Source organism: Streptomyces sp. NPDC012510 (assembly GCF_042955065.1).
Lineage (GTDB): Bacteria > Actinomycetota > Actinomycetes > Streptomycetales > Streptomycetaceae > Streptomyces.
Genome location: NZ_JBIBEN010000023.1, coordinates 125,412 through 139,175 on the forward strand (window position 1 = coordinate 125,412; position 13,764 = coordinate 139,175).

The following is a 13,764-nucleotide window of genomic DNA, read 5'->3' on the forward strand; positions in this document are numbered from 1 at the left end:
CGAACAGCGGGTTGTTCGTCCTCGTGCCCGAAGGGCCGCAACGGGGCGGCGGGAACCACGGCGATCATCCCCTAGGGTCTTTAGGCGCGGGGGACGAAGTGCACGGCAGGTTGTGAGGCGACGGTATGGCGCAGGCGTACATGACGGAGACGGGCGGCGGCGGCACGGGCGAGGGCCGCGAAGGATCCCGGTTCCGGCGCCTGCTCGGCCGCCTCTTCGGCGGTTGGAGAGGAGATCCGCTGATCTGGCGGCGCGGCATCGTTGTCGCGGTCCTCGCGCTTCTCGTCGCGCTGATCATGGTGCTGCACGCCCAGGTCCCGAACGCCGTCGGCAACCTCGGCAGTCTGACCGAGACCTTCCTGCCCTGGCTGGGCATCGCCATCCCGCTGCTGCTGGTCCTCGCGCTGGTCCGGAAGTCGGCGACCGCGCTGATCGCGCTCCTGTTGCCCACGGTCGTCTGGCTGAACCTCTTCGGCGGACTCGTCACCAGCAAGTCCGGCGGCGGCGGCGACTTCACCGTCGTCACCCACAACGTCAACGCGGACAACACCGACCCGGCCGGCACGGCACGCGACGTCGCCGCCTCCGGCGCGGACGTGGTGGCCCTGGAGGAACTGACCGAGTCCGCCGTGCCGGTGTACGAGAAGGCGCTGGCGGCGACATACAAGTACCACGAGGTCGTCGGCACGGTCGGCCTGTGGAGCAAGTACCGGATGAGCGACACCGAGCCCGTCGACATCAAGCTCGGCTGGGAGCGCGCGATGCGCTCGACGGTGGCGACACCGCAGGGCCCGGTCGCCGTGTACGTCGCCCATCTGCCCTCGGTGCGGGTGAAGTTGGAGGCCGGCTTCACCGCCCGGCAGCGCGACAAGAGCGCCGACGCGCTGGGCGAGGCCATCGCCGACGAGCCGATCCGGCAGGTCGCCCTGCTCGGCGACCTCAACGGCACCATGAACGACCGCGCCCTCAACGCCGTCACCGCCCAGATGCGTTCCACCCAGGGCGCGGCGGGCAGCGGCTTCGGCTTCAGCTGGCCCGCCTCGTTCCCGATGGCGCGCATCGACCAGATCATGGTCCGGGACATGGAGCCGACGGCCTCGTGGACCCTGCCGCAGACGAGCAGCGACCACCTGCCGGTGGCGGCGCGGGTGACGATCGACACGTCCGGAAACTGACCGGAGCCGGCGGAGCGGGTGCGCAGGGGCGTGCCAGGCCCTTGAGAGCCAACACGGGCACCGCCTGGACCGGCGGCCTCGCCCTGAGTGCCGGCCTCGGCACGACCGCCCCGGCGGTCGTGGGGGCCGGGCTCCCGGTGATCGGCCTGGGCGTCGCGGGCATGGCCTACGCGGTCGACACCCGCCGCCCCACCACCACCCCCCCCGCGACGATCGCCCTCGCGCCCGGGTGGTGGCGGCCCAGGTACCGGAAAACGCGGAGCAGGCACACGTCTGAAGCGACCGGGCACGGGCCGGGTTGAGGCGCTGACCGGACACGGGCCGGGTTGAGGTGCTGACCGGACGCGGGCCGGGCCGACGTGCTGGCCGGACCCGGGCCGGGCCGACGTGCTGGCCGGACACCGGCCCGGCCCCGCGATGGCGCGGCTCCGGCGTGCCGCCGAGGCGGTTCCGAGGCCTCCTCGCGAAACAGCGTCCTCATGGCGGCGAGCGCGCACGGCACGCCGAGGGCGCCGAGCGGGGGCGGCGAGCCCGCGGACTGCTCGGCAGGTGCGAGTGCCCCGCTTGCACCGTGCTCCAGCCGCCGCCCACCCAGGGGCGCGGGGAACTGCGCGATCAGCCACATCCCGCCCGCACTCGCCGAGACCCGACCGCCCCCTCCACCGGTAGGCGCCGGAGGGGGGCGAAGGGGCACAGCCCCTGGGGTGGGACGGGCAGGGGCGGCGGGGGCGCAAACCCCCGGCGGCTACGCCTGCTCGCGCCACCGATTCGTGATCGGCAGCCGGCGGTCCTTGCCGAAGCCCTTCGGCGAGATCTTCGTGCCCGGCGGGTACTGGCGGCGCTTGTACTCGGCGGTGTCGACCATCCGCAGCGTCCTGGTCACCAGCTCCCGGTCGAACCCGGCCGCGACGATCGCGTCGGCGCCCTGGTCGCGGTCCACGTACAGCTCCAGGATCGCGTCCAGGACCGGGTAGTCCGGCAGGGAGTCCGTGTCGACCTGGCCGGGGCGGAGTTCCGCGCTCGGCGGCTTGGAGATGGAGTTCTCGGGGATCGGCGGGGTCTGGCCCCGCTCCTGAGCCGCCCGGTTGCGCCACCGGGCCAGCCGGAAGACCGACGTCTTGTACACGTCCTTGATGGGGCCGTACGCGCCCACCGAGTCGCCGTACAGCGTCGAGTACCCCACCGCCAGCTCCGACTTGTTGCCCGGCGCCAGCACGATGTGGCCCTCCTGGTTGGAGATCGCCATCAGCAGTGTGCCGCGCAGCCGCGACTGCAGGTTCTCCTCCGCCAGGCCCGTCAGCTCCGTCGACGCCATGTAGGCGTCGAACATCGGGGCGATCGACACCGTACGGAAGTTCAGGCCCGTGCGCCGCGCCAGCTCCGCCGCGTCGCCCTTGGAGTGGTCCGAGGAGTACTTCGACGGCATGGACACGCCGTACACGTTCTGTGCGCCCAGCGCGTCGCACGCGATCGCCGCGACCAGCGCCGAGTCGATACCGCCGGACAGCCCGATCAGCACCGACGAGAAGCCGTTCTTCGCCGCGTAGGCCCGCAGGCCGACCACCAGCGCCGAGTAGACCTCCTCGTCGTCGTCGAGGCGCTCCGCGTACCCCCCGGTCAACTCCGGCTCGTACGCGGGCAGCGGCTCCTCGGAGATGACGAGCCGGTCGATGCGCAGCCCGTCGTCCACCACGCCCGTGACCGGCTCGGCGGCGCCCGCCGGGAGGTCGAGGTCGAGGACGACACACCCCTCCGCGAACTGCGGGGCCCGCGCGACCACTTCACCGTGCCGGTCCACGACGATCGAGTCGCCGTCGAAGACCAGTTCGTCCTGGCCGCCGATCATCGCCAGATAGGCGGTCGTGCAGCCGGCCTCCTGGGCGCGCTTGCGGACCAGTTCGAGCCGGGTGTCGTCCTTGTCGCGCTCGTACGGCGAGGCGTTGACGGAGAGCAGCAGCCCGGCGCCGGCGGACCGGGCGGCCGGGACGCGCCCGCCGTCCTGCCAGAGGTCCTCGCAGATGGCGAGGGCGATGTCGACGCCGTGCAGCCGTACGACGGGCATGGTGTCGCCGGGCACGAAGTAGCGGAACTCGTCGAACACGCCGTAGTTGGGGAGGTGGTGCTTGGCGTAGGTGAGCGCCACCTCGCCCCGGTACAGCACCGCGCCCGCGTTGCGGGGCGCGCCCGCCGGCTGGCCGAATCTCGGCGAGGCGGACTCGGAACGGTCGAGGTAGCCGAGGACGACCGGCAGTTCCCCGAAGCCCTCGTCGGCGAGCCGCGCGGCGAGCGCCTTCAGCGCGGAGCGGGAGGCCTCCACGAAGGACTGGCGCAGCGCCAGGTCCTCGACGGGGTACCCGGTCAGCACCATCTCGGGGAACGCCACCAGATGGGCTCCCTGCTCGGCGGAGTGCCGGGTCCAGCGGACGACCGCCTCGGCGTTCCCGGCGATATCGCCGACCGTCGAGTCGATCTGATTCAAAGCGAGACGAAGTTGAGGCACCCGCCCAGTGTAATCGTCAAAGCGACGCAATGGGGTGTGGGGCGCCCCACGTTTGGAACACCCCACGTTTGGAACACCCCGGGTTTGCGGCTACCGGGGCGCGGCGCCCCGTTCCTTGAGCATGCCCGTCATCAACGAGATCTCGGACTCCTGCCCGTTGACCATGCCCTCGGCGAGCTTCTTCTCGACGCCGACCGTGCACTTGGAGACACAGCCCTCCGCCATGTGGATGCCGCCCTTGTGGTGGTCGGTCATCAACTGCAGGAAGAAGATCTCGGCCTGCTTGCCGTCGAGCTTGCCGAGCTTGTCCATCTCGGCGTTGGTCGCCATGCCCGCCATCAGCGAACCGTCCTCGCCGGAGGCCATGTCACCCATGCCCATCCAGGCCATCGGCTTGTCCGAGGACACCTTCGGCAGACCCCACAGATCGAGCCAGCCGATCATCATGCCGCGCTGGTTGGCCTGCGTCTGCGCGATGTCGTACGCGAGCCGCCGGACCTCCTCGTCGTCCGTCCGGTCACGCACGATGTACGACATCTCGACGGCCTGCTGGTGGTGGACGGCCATGTCCCGGGCGAACCCCGCGTCCGCGGAGTCGGCGGCGGGGGCCTTCAGCCCTGACTCGTCGCCGTCGGCGACCGCGTACGTGATCGCCCCGGCCGCGACGAGCACCGCCGCGGCCCCGGAGGCGATCCAACCGATGTGCTTCATGCTTCCCACTGTGCCAGGGCCGCCGTCGTCAGTCGTCACGGTCGGCCGTCAGGAGACGCCGTTGGTGCAGGCCGCACCCGGTTCGGGCGTCTGCTTGCCCTGGACGTAGGTCTCGAAGAACTTGTCGACGTTCGGGTCGGTCGCGCTGGTCACCGTGCGCTGGTGGCCCCACGCGCTGAGCATGATCGGGTCCTTCTGGTCCTCGACCGGGCTCATCAGCGTGTACGGGGTCTTCTTGACCTTCTCCGCGAGGGCCTTGACGTCGGCCTCGGAGGCCTTGCCGTTGTACGTCACCCAGACCGCGCCGTGCTCCAGGGAGTGCACCGCGTTCTCGTTCTTGACGGCCTTGTCGTAGACGTCGCCGTTGCAGTTCTGCCAGACCGGGTTGTGGTCACCGCCGACCGGCGGCACCATCGGGTACTTCACGGTCTTGGTGACGTGGTTCTGGGTGAGCTTGCTGCTCCAGGTCTTCACGCCGTCCGACGCGGTCTTCCACTCGCCGGGCGACTTGGAGTCACTGGCCACGCTGCCGCTGCCGTCGTCGGACTGCGAGCGGATCAGGACCGTCCCGCCGACGCCGAGGCCGGCGACTATCAGCACGCTGGCGCCGATCGTGAGGATCCGGTTCCGACGCTCGCGGGAGCGCTCGGCACGGCGCATCGCCTCTATGCGCGCCTTGCGCTCGGCGCTGCTGTTGCTCTTGGCAGCCATGGGGTGCGTCCTTAGTGGGGGATGGGTCGGTTGGGGCGGTCGGCTCGACTGATCGTAATGTGAAAAGACGAGTATTTTGCAGGCGGACCCAGGATTGGCCGGGGAACCCTGCTCCCGAGAGTCCGCACGGCCTCCGGCCGGGTCTCCTGGTGTCCTACGGGACACGGCCTCCGACCGGGTCTCGTAGGGAGTGGTCGGAGGGGCCCGTACGGATAATTTGAACCCCGGATGCGCATTACCTACGCTGCGGAACATGCGGCTGTTGCGCTCCACCGACCTCGCCCTGCGCGTCTTGATGCGGCTCGCCGTGGCGGGCGATTCCAACCCTACGACCCGTGGCGTCGCGGCGGACATGGAAGTGCCGTACACGCACGCCGCGAAGGTCGTGGCCGAGCTCCAGCACCTGGGGCTGGTCGCCGCCCGGCGCGGCCGGGGAGGCGGCCTCGCGCTCACCGACGCCGGCCGCGAGGCGTCCGTCGGCCATGTCGTCCGCAGCTTCGAGGGCGACGGCGACGTCGTCGACTGCGAGGGCGGCGCCGCCCCCTGCCCCCTCAGCCCCGCCTGCCGCCTCCGCGGCGCCCTGCGCCGGGCCCAGGAGGCCTTCTACACCTCCCTGGACCCCATGACGGTCGGCGACATGGTCACCGCCCCGACCGGCCCGCTGCTGCTGGGGATCTCCAAGGCGCCCTGACGCGGCGGAATCCTGCGCGGCCTCGCGAAACGCCCCCCTAGCTTCGGGCCAGCCAGAGGTCCGGGCCGAAGACCTCGTAGTGGATGTCGGCCGGGGAGACGCCCTTGGCGAGCAGCTGTGCGCGTACCGCGCGCATGAAGGGCAGCGGCCCGCACAGGTACGCGCGCGTGCCCGCCGGTACGTCCAGGCGCGACAGATCGGCCAGGCCCGTGCGGTCGGCCGGGTGCCCCGGCTCCGGCTCCTCGTACCAGAAGTGCACGGAGGCGTCGGCCAGCTTCGCCGCGTACCCCTCCTGGTCGGAGCGGAGCGCGTGCCGGGTGGGGGAGCGGTCGGCGTGCACGACGGTCACCGGGGCAGGGTGTCCCGACAGGGCGAGCTGCTCCAGCATGGCGACCATCGGGGTCACCCCGATCCCGGCCGAGGCGAGCAGCAGGGGCGCGCCCGTGTCCTGGTCGAGGACGAGATCGCCGTACGGGGACGACACGGGCAGCCGGTCGCCGACGCGCACGTGAGCGTGGAGGTGGTTCGAGACCTCGCCGTCGGGTGCCGCCCCGCCCCGGACGCGCTTGACGCCGATCCGCCAGGTGTCCGCACCGGGCGCCCCGGCCAGGCTGTACTGCCGTATCTGCCGGGCCCCGTCCGGGAGTGCGACCCGCACGGACACGTACTGCCCCGCACGGTGGACGGGGGCCGGCGAACCGTCCGCCGGACGCAACTCCAGCGCGACGACGTCGGCCGTCTCCGCCACCCGCCCGACGACCTCCCACTCGCGCCAGCCGCCCCCGGCGCCGCCGGTCTCGTACAGCTCCCGTTCGATGGCGATCAACGCGTTCGCCATCAGCCAGTACACCTCGTCCCAGGCGGCGCCGACCTCGGGGGTGACGGCCTCGCCCAGCACCTCGGCGATGGCGGCGAAGAGGTGCTCGTGGACCACCGTGTACTGCTCGGGGGTGATGCCCAGCGACGCGTGCTTGTGTGCGATCCGGCGCAGCACGGCGTCGGGCCGGTCCTCGGATCGGCTCTCGGAACGGTCCCCGAGTGGCTTGACGAGATGGCCGGCGAAGGCGGCGATGGAACCCGCGAGGGCCTGGCGCTGGGTGCCGGAGGCCTGGTTGCCGCGGTTGAAGAGATCCCGCAGAAGCTCCGGACTGGCCGCGAACAGCCTCTCGTAGAACCGTGCGCTGATCTCACCGATGGCCGCCCCGACGGCGGGAAGGGTGGCGCGCACGGTGGCGGCGGACTGCTCGGACAGCATCGCGACTCCTCGGGTTCGACTGCTCCGCGACTGGGCGGCACGCTATTAAAACTTGCATCTGAGATGCAAATTAAGGGGGATCGGGGAAGGGATCGGGGGATGGGACCGAGCCGAGGCAGGTCGGCCGTTACGGATGCGCGAGCGAGCAGGCAAGATGGGCGGCAGAACGGTTGAGCGGCGCAGCGGGCGGTACACCTCTCGTGCGCCGGGCGTTCAGCAGGAGGTCGGTCTGCCGATCAAGGTGCGCAACGCGCACGAAATGGTGTTGTGGTGGGATGCTCAGGTGCCCGACCGCCTCCCGTGGCTCGGGAGCCAGGCGGCCTGACCAGCAAGGAATGGGTGGAAGCGGAAGATGGACAAGCAGCAGGAGTTCGTGCTCCGTACGTTGGAGGAGCGCGACATCCGTTTCGTACGCCTGTGGTTCACGGACGTGCTGGGCTTCCTGAAGTCCGTGGCCGTGGCCCCCGCCGAGCTGGAACAGGCGTTTGACGAGGGCATCGGCTTCGACGGCTCGGCCATCGAGGGCTTCGCCCGGGTGTACGAGTCCGACATGATCGCCAAGCCGGACCCGTCGACCTTCCAGGTCCTGCCCTGGCGGGCGGAGGCCCCCGGCACCGCCCGGATGTTCTGCGACATCCTCATGCCGGACGGCTCCCCCTCCTTCGCCGACCCGCGCTACGTCCTCAAGCGCGCCCTGGCCAAGACCTCCGACCTGGGCTTCACCTTCTACACCCACCCCGAGATCGAGTTCTTCCTGCTCAAGGACAAGCCGACGGACGGCTCCCGTCCGACCCCGGCCGACAACTCCGGCTACTTCGACCACACCCCCCAGAACGTCGGCATGGACTTCCGCCGCCAGGCGATCACCATGCTGGAGTCCATGGGCATCTCGGTCGAGTTCTCCCACCACGAAGGCGCCCCCGGCCAGCAGGAGATCGACCTCCGCTACGCCGACGCGCTCTCCACCGCGGACAACATCATGACGTTCCGCCTGGTCATGAAGCAGGTGGCGCTGGAACAGGGCGTCCAGGCGACGTTCATGCCCAAGCCCTTCTCCGAGCACCCCGGCTCCGGCATGCACACCCACCTCTCCCTGTTCGAGGGCGACCGGAACGCGTTCTACGAGTCGGGCGCCGAGTACCAGCTCTCCAAGGTCGGCCGCTCCTTCATCGCGGGCCTCCTGAAGCACGCGGCAGAGATCGCCGCCGTCACCAACCAGTGGGTCAACTCCTACAAGCGCATCTGGGGCGGCTCCGAGCGCACCGCCGGCGCCGGCGGCGAGGCCCCCTCGTACATCTGCTGGGGCCACAACAACCGCTCCGCCCTGGTCCGCGTCCCGATGTACAAGCCCGGCAAGACGGGCTCGGCACGGGTCGAGGTCCGCTCCCTGGACTCCGGCGCCAACCCCTACCTCGCCTACGCCATGCTCCTGGCCGCCGGCCTCAAGGGCATCGAGGAGAGCTACGAACTCCCGCCGGGCGCCGAGGACGACGTCTGGGCCCTCTCCGACGCCGAACGCCGCGCCATGGGCATCGAGCCCCTGCCCCAGAACCTGGGCGAGGCCCTCACTCTGATGGAACGCAGCGACCTCGTCGCCGAGACCCTCGGCGAGCACGTCTTCGACTTCTTCCTGCGCAACAAGCGCCAGGAGTGGGAGGAGTACCGCTCCGAGGTGACCGCCTTCGAGCTGCGCAAGAACCTGCCGGTGCTGTAAGGGCAGGTCAGAACAAGTTTCTCGCTGTGACAGCACGTGGGGCCGACGGTCATGGACCGTCGGCCCCACGGTGTCTCACTGGCCCTGGGCCGTCTGTGGGCCGTCCGGCCCCGGAACGGTGCCGTCGTACAGGCTGTCTACGGCCTTGCGGGCCCGCGCGTCGCTGCTCGGCATGAGGTGTGTGTAGACGCGAAGCGTGAACCCCGGGTCGTTGTGTCCGAGGTAGGCGCTGAGTGCTTTGACGTTCTCGCCAGCGTCCAGCAGAACGGACGCGTAGAAGTGCCTGAGGGCGTGCATGCCATGTTCGCGGGCGGCCTGGTGACGCTCGCCGGGCTTGGGCTCGGGGATGACGCCAGCGGCGACGAGCGCGGGCTTCCATGCCCGAAGATTGAAGTCGGTCCGTCGGACTGCACCGGCCCCGTCGAGGCGGGTGAACACGAGCCGCTTCGTGACAGGCGGACCGTCCGGCCGCAGCCAAGGCAAGGTGACGTCGACCGGCGGGAAGTCCTCCATGTGCTGCTTGAGGATCTGCGCTACGCGGTCCGGCAGGGGAACATCGCGCTCCTTTTCCCGCTTGGGCGGGGCAAACACGAGATGGCCTCTGGCCACCTTCACCTGATTGGCGATGTGCAGCCATCCAGTGTCGAACCCGATCGCTTCGACAGACAGGCCGAAGATCTCGCCTTGCCGCAGGCCGCATCCGCCCCCGACGTCGACTGTCGCGCGGAAGCGCTCGGGGAGGGCCGCACGTATGGCGAAGGCGCGCTCGGCGTCCCACGGCACAATGCGGCCCGTCCCGGGTGCCGGGGGACGAACAGATTGCGCGTGGCACGGGTTCTTCGACAGGTGACCGTCGTCGACGGCGGCGTTAAGGACCGTCGATACGTTGTTGTAGATCACGCGCCGGTACGACGACGCGGGTACCGCGGACTCCAGGTTGCTCAGCCAGTCCCGGATGTGTTCCGGCTTGAAGGAACCGAGCGGGCGCGGCCCGAGGTAAGGGATTGCATGACCCCTGAGGGACGATTGGACGGATTCCCGGGTCGTCATGGCGGTGGTCTGCGTGCTCAGCCACTTCTCCGCATACTGCCGGAACGTCACGCGACTGGCGGCGGGGTCGACGTACTGGCCGCGCGACATGTCCGCCTCGATGTTGGTGAGCCACTTCTCGGCGAGGCGTTTCTGTCCGTCGGGGAAGCTCTTGGACTTCTCGGTTCCGTCGGGGCCGATGTACCGGGCCCGGTAGCGCAGGCCGCTTCCGTGGCGGTCGCTCTTGACGCGGACAGTCTTGCCGTCGGTGTTGGTCTCGGTCTTGAACCAGCGGTCTTGGATGTGGCCTGCCATCTGGGGCGTGGTCCCTTCTGGGCATGAGGAAGGGAGGGGGCACGGTGTGCCCCCTCCCTGGTGTCTGTCATGCGGCGTTGCTGTGTGGCTGTGTCAGGCGGCGGCCTGGTCCGCGTGCTTGCGGTTGGTGACGTAGGCGTGCACGTCGGCGGGGTCGTAGCGGACGTGCTTGCCGATGCGGAATCCGGGCGGGCCGGTGCGCTTCTTTCGCCATTGGTAGACGGTCTCTTTGGGCACCTCGAAGATTTCGGCGATGTCGTCGGGGGTGAGGTACCGGTCGGGGAGGCCGCCTCGGAGAGTGGCGAGGGGGCTGGGGGCGGTCGGCTTTGCCATAGGGACTCCAGGGGGAGGGCATGGCCGTGTCTGTCCGAGGTGCGGATTTCTGCGTCACCGCGTCACCTGCGTCATTCAGGGCTTCTGGCCTGCGGGTTTGGGGTGACGCAGCGGGTTGGGCGTGCGTCATCGGTGACGCAGGCTGTGCGTCACCGTGACGCGGGTGACGCGGCGTGACGCAGCAGAATCCGTCTGCGTCACGGGCTGTATGTGCAGGTCACCCGCTGTTTTCCGGGCGCCCGGTGACGCTGTGACGCAGCGTTCCCCTACTTAGGAAAAAGAGAGGGGGTGTCTGTGGTGGTGCGGTGCGGCTCAGGTCGTGAAGAAGGAGCCGCTTCGCGGCGCGTCCATGGCAGGGCGGCGCCGCCGCCGAACAGCAAGAAGAGCACGCCACGGCGGCGGGTGCTCTTCTTGCTTGTGCGGTCGGGGCGGTGCCGGTCAGAACGCCTGTTGTTCGTGCGGGGGCGGTGCGGGTGAGCGGGTCATCTCGATGTAGCGGCCCTCCCGGGTGCGGCCGGAGTCGATGAGTACGCCCCGTGCGGCGAGGGTGGGCCGTAGGCGCTTGAGGCGGTCGGAGAGGACTTTTCCGGTGGTCGGCCACCCTTTGGGCAGGGGGCGGAAGTCCTCGCCTGTGTAGAGGCGGGTGAGGCAGTGCAGCCACTCCGTGGAGGTCATCCGCTGCTCTGCGCCCGGTTCGATGTCTGCGGCATGCCGAAGGACGGTCTGTGCCAACAGGTCGCCCTCGATGACGTCGTCGTTGAGGTCGTCCAGGCTGGCCCGGTAGGCGTTGAGCGCTCCGAGGCCGGTGGCTGCGTCGAGCTGCGCGCACAGGTGCGCGAAGTCCGCCATCCGCAGGTCGGTGGGAGTCTCCGCATCGACCACGCGGACCTTGACCGTCAGGTCCAGGAGCGAGCCGAGGACGACGGGCAACACCTCCGCGTACTCCGCCCACAGTTCCGCCTCGGTACGCCGCACCCGTGGCCGCTCCAGGCGCAGCGGCAGGAGCCGTTCGGCGAGGTCGGGGCGGATGACGCCGACGTCGATACCGGTCAGGAGTAGGGGGCGGCGGTAGCCGACGCGGAACACGTCTCCGTCGGTGAACAGGGCCCGTTTGACGTTCTCGGCGCCGGTGACGATGCAGCACATGGCGTCGGACAGGTCGGGGGTCATGTGGGAGAGGTTGTCCAGGGCGGTGACCCATCCGGCCGCTACAGCGGCGATCAGGTTCTCCTCGTCCTTCGGCGCTCGGCGCAGGTCGCCGCTCATGCCCTCGATGATCCGTACGAGCATCCGCCCGCCGGTGGACTTGCCGGCGCCCTGCGGGCCGGTGAGGAACGGTGCGGGAACGGGCACCGACGGCCCGAGACAGCCGATGAGCCACGCGATGGCCAGGCACTCGGTTTCTGCGTTGGCGAAGTTGCACAGCCGCATCAGCAGGTCGATGCCCTTGCCGTCGGTGTCCTTGACGGGCAGGGGCAGTTCGCCGGTGAGCTGGGTGCGGCGCCAGCAGACTTCGCGGGGGTCGGGGGTGAGGATGTCCCAGCCGGTGGGGTGGATACGGACGGACTGCCCGTCGGCGCGGCCCAGGTCCAGCCACGTCGCCCCGTCGAATCCGGGGGCCACGCGGATGTTCACGGGCTGCACGTCCTCGGTCAGCGCGAGCGCTTCGATCAGGTCCAACGCCTCTTTGAGCGCGGTCCCGTTGAACACGCCGACCCCGTCCCTGTACATGCCGACGATTAGTTCCTGGCGGTGGCTGCCCGTCGTGCCCTGGGAGCGCATCGGCCGGGCTACGGGGTGGCCGTTGCGCTGCGCGTAGACGGTTCCGTCGGCGGTGCGGAAGTAGCGGAAGTGTGCCTGTGCGTAGTCGGTGATGATCTCGCGGGCGGGGTTCTTCTCGTCGTCGGACATGGTCACAGTCCCAACGTGGTGCGGGCGTTGGTCCACGCGTCGGTGCAGTGCCTCGCCGATTCGCCCTTGGTCTGAGCGGCGGTGAACAACCGCGACACGTGGGCGTCGGTGAGGCAGCCGCACCGGCCATGGGTGGACAGCACGGCGAGGAACGTGCGGTACACGGTGGCGTGGACCGCGCTGCGGGCCTCGGTGATCCGCTGCTCGGCCATGGCGATGCCACGGGCCAGATAGGCAGGCGTGCGGTGGGGGCACTCGCCCTGCCCGCCCCTCAGGGGCACTGTGAGCGCCTGTGGCGCCCTGCGAGCCGTGGACGGTTCCTTGACTGCCAGCGCGCGCACAGCGTCCGGGAGAGCGGCCATAGCGCCGGTGCCGGGCCCGAGCCAACGGGCGTAGGACATCGAGGACTTGATGTCGACCCCGTCACGGACGCCGTTCACGGACCGCATGGCGCCCTGGTAGATCCAGTGTTCGCCGCGCGTGGTGGCCACGGTGAGGGTGGCGGGCAGGGCGGCGCGGGCCCAGTCGACGGCGGCCGGGTTGTCGAGGTCGACGACGGTCATCCCGGCGCCGCCGGGGTGGTAGGCGACGGCGGCGGCCTGGCGCCACGCGAACGCCCATGACTGGGAGTTGAGGACGTGAGGGTCGGTGGTGGCGGCGGCCCAGCCGTGGCACGGGCGCGGGCAGGCGCAGGGGCCGGGAGTCTTCATGTTCGGCCGTCCACCGCACGCGTTGTCGGCACAGGTGGGGCAGTTGCCGAACGGCACCTTTCCCGCCCGCAGGGGCAGCACGGGCACGCCGTGCGCGGCGAGGGCGAGCGCTCGCCGGATGGGGGGCGGTTGCGTCATGCTGGGAGACCTCCAACAGGTCTGTTGAGGACGGGTTGGACAAGGGCGGCCCTGGCTTTGGCGAGACGGGGGCCGCCCTTGGCGTAGCTACTGGTAGAAGCGGTTGCGCTTGATGACGGCTTTGCGGATGTTGACGGTGGTCCCGCCGCTGTGGCCGCTTCCGCTGAACACCTGGACGGCGATCCAGCCGCCGAAGATGACGGCGGCGAGGGTGATGAGCTGGGTGATGAGCGCGGTCAGGGCGGTGATGAACGTGGTGAGGATCAGCAGTCCGCCGCACACGGCGAGGAACCCGATGCCCCCGAGGGCGACATTGACGGCCGCGCGGGAGACGGGCGGCTTGGCCGCGACCGGTTCGGTCTTGGTCGGCTCGATGGCGTAGCCGGTGACGATCCGCCCGTCCGGGAGGACGATGCTCGCCACGGCCGGGATGGTGCCCGGCTGGAGGGGAACCATCGGCGCCGGCGTCACGGCGGGGGTGATGGGGGTGGGGTGGTGGACTTCCACGGCCCGTTCGGTGGGCGTGTGGTGGCCGTTGTCGGGGAACATGCGGAATCCCTTCCGGCAGTGG

13 protein-coding genes are annotated in these 13,764 nt (G+C 70.2%); 4 read left to right on the forward strand and 9 right to left on the reverse strand.

Going from position 1 to position 13,764, the window contains the following annotated elements; translation table 11 throughout:
* The first annotated feature begins 125 nt into the window (after positions 1-125).
* Complete coding sequence (locus ACFY9I_RS33745; RefSeq protein WP_391008525.1) at positions 126-1,175, forward strand: endonuclease/exonuclease/phosphatase family protein; 1,050 nt, start codon at positions 126-128, stop codon at positions 1,173-1,175.
* A gap of 41 nt (positions 1,176-1,216) precedes the next feature.
* Positions 1,217-1,477 (forward strand): hypothetical protein, encoded by a 261-nt coding sequence (locus ACFY9I_RS33750; protein WP_391008527.1) that lies wholly within the window; start codon positions 1,217-1,219, stop codon positions 1,475-1,477.
* Between the two features lie 443 nt (positions 1,478-1,920).
* Here ACFY9I_RS33750 and ACFY9I_RS33755 read toward each other — a convergent pair whose 3' ends face one another.
* From ACFY9I_RS33755 to ACFY9I_RS33765, 3 genes are all read right to left on the reverse strand, one after another.
* Positions 1,921-3,675 (reverse strand): NAD+ synthase, encoded by a 1,755-nt coding sequence (locus ACFY9I_RS33755; RefSeq protein ID WP_391008529.1) that lies wholly within the window; start codon positions 3,673-3,675, stop codon positions 1,921-1,923.
* A gap of 90 nt (positions 3,676-3,765) precedes the next feature.
* Positions 3,766-4,386 (reverse strand): DUF305 domain-containing protein, encoded by a 621-nt coding sequence (locus ACFY9I_RS33760; RefSeq protein ID WP_391008531.1) that lies wholly within the window; start codon positions 4,384-4,386, stop codon positions 3,766-3,768.
* A gap of 48 nt (positions 4,387-4,434) precedes the next feature.
* Entirely contained in the window at positions 4,435-5,097 is a 663-nt protein-coding gene (locus tag ACFY9I_RS33765; protein WP_391008532.1) for a DUF3105 domain-containing protein, read from the reverse strand.
* 253 nt (positions 5,098-5,350) lie between these two features.
* Between ACFY9I_RS33765 and ACFY9I_RS33770 the strand changes: the two genes are divergently transcribed.
* A complete protein-coding gene (locus tag ACFY9I_RS33770) occupies positions 5,351-5,788 on the forward strand; it encodes an Rrf2 family transcriptional regulator (RefSeq protein WP_391008534.1) in 438 nt (145 codons plus the stop codon).
* A gap of 37 nt (positions 5,789-5,825) precedes the next feature.
* On the opposite strand, the gene ACFY9I_RS33775 is transcribed toward ACFY9I_RS33770, so the two are convergent.
* Positions 5,826-7,043 carry a globin domain-containing protein gene (locus ACFY9I_RS33775; RefSeq protein ID WP_391008536.1) on the reverse strand — a complete coding sequence of 406 codons (1,218 nt, stop codon included), beginning with the start codon at positions 7,041-7,043 and terminating at the stop codon, positions 5,826-5,828.
* 352 nt (positions 7,044-7,395) lie between these two features.
* On the opposite strand from ACFY9I_RS33775, the gene ACFY9I_RS33780 reads away from it, so the two are divergent.
* Positions 7,396-8,757 carry a glutamine synthetase beta-grasp domain-containing protein gene (locus ACFY9I_RS33780; RefSeq protein ID WP_391008538.1) on the forward strand — a complete coding sequence of 454 codons (1,362 nt, stop codon included), beginning with the start codon at positions 7,396-7,398 and terminating at the stop codon, positions 8,755-8,757.
* Positions 8,758-8,832: 75 nt separating this feature from the next.
* Here the strand turns inward: ACFY9I_RS33780 and ACFY9I_RS33785 are convergent, their stop codons facing one another.
* The 5 genes from ACFY9I_RS33785 to ACFY9I_RS33805 form a co-directional block, all read right to left on the reverse strand.
* Positions 8,833-10,101, reverse strand: coding sequence for a tyrosine-type recombinase/integrase (locus tag ACFY9I_RS33785; RefSeq protein WP_391008540.1), 1,269 nt, complete (start codon positions 10,099-10,101; stop codon positions 8,833-8,835).
* 93 nt (positions 10,102-10,194) lie between these two features.
* Complete coding sequence (locus ACFY9I_RS33790) at positions 10,195-10,434, reverse strand: helix-turn-helix domain-containing protein (RefSeq protein WP_391008541.1); 240 nt, start codon at positions 10,432-10,434, stop codon at positions 10,195-10,197.
* Between the two features lie 438 nt (positions 10,435-10,872).
* Positions 10,873-12,345 carry an ATP-binding protein gene (locus tag ACFY9I_RS33795; protein WP_391008583.1) on the reverse strand — a complete coding sequence of 491 codons (1,473 nt, stop codon included), beginning with the start codon at positions 12,343-12,345 and terminating at the stop codon, positions 10,873-10,875.
* A 2-nt stretch (positions 12,346-12,347) separates the two neighbouring features.
* Complete coding sequence (locus tag ACFY9I_RS33800; protein WP_391008543.1) at positions 12,348-13,193, reverse strand: bifunctional DNA primase/polymerase; 846 nt, start codon at positions 13,191-13,193, stop codon at positions 12,348-12,350.
* 87 nt (positions 13,194-13,280) lie between these two features.
* A complete protein-coding gene (locus ACFY9I_RS33805) occupies positions 13,281-13,742 on the reverse strand; it encodes a hypothetical protein (protein WP_391008545.1) in 462 nt (153 codons plus the stop codon).
* Between the last annotated feature and the right edge of the window lie 22 nt (positions 13,743-13,764).

Coding starts and splice junctions, on each gene's coding strand:
- ACFY9I_RS33785 (WP_391008540.1), bottom strand. CDS start 10,101: ATGGCAGGCCACATCCAAGACCGCTGGTTCAAGACCGAGACCAACACC.
- ACFY9I_RS33790 (WP_391008541.1), bottom strand. CDS start 10,434: ATGGCAAAGCCGACCGCCCCCAGCCCCCTCGCCACTCTCCGAGGCGGC.
- ACFY9I_RS33770 (WP_391008534.1), top strand. CDS start 5,351: ATGCGGCTGTTGCGCTCCACCGACCTCGCCCTGCGCGTCTTGATGCGG.
- ACFY9I_RS33805 (WP_391008545.1), bottom strand. CDS start 13,742: ATGTTCCCCGACAACGGCCACCACACGCCCACCGAACGGGCCGTGGAA.
- ACFY9I_RS33780 (WP_391008538.1), top strand. CDS start 7,396: ATGGACAAGCAGCAGGAGTTCGTGCTCCGTACGTTGGAGGAGCGCGAC.
- ACFY9I_RS33765 (WP_391008532.1), bottom strand. CDS start 5,097: ATGGCTGCCAAGAGCAACAGCAGCGCCGAGCGCAAGGCGCGCATAGAG.
- ACFY9I_RS33795 (WP_391008583.1), bottom strand. CDS start 12,345: ATGTCCGACGACGAGAAGAACCCCGCCCGCGAGATCATCACCGACTAC.
- ACFY9I_RS33745 (WP_391008525.1), top strand. CDS start 126: ATGGCGCAGGCGTACATGACGGAGACGGGCGGCGGCGGCACGGGCGAG.
- ACFY9I_RS33775 (WP_391008536.1), bottom strand. CDS start 7,043: ATGCTGTCCGAGCAGTCCGCCGCCACCGTGCGCGCCACCCTTCCCGCC.
- ACFY9I_RS33760 (WP_391008531.1), bottom strand. CDS start 4,386: ATGAAGCACATCGGTTGGATCGCCTCCGGGGCCGCGGCGGTGCTCGTC.
- ACFY9I_RS33800 (WP_391008543.1), bottom strand. CDS start 13,193: ATGACGCAACCGCCCCCCATCCGGCGAGCGCTCGCCCTCGCCGCGCAC.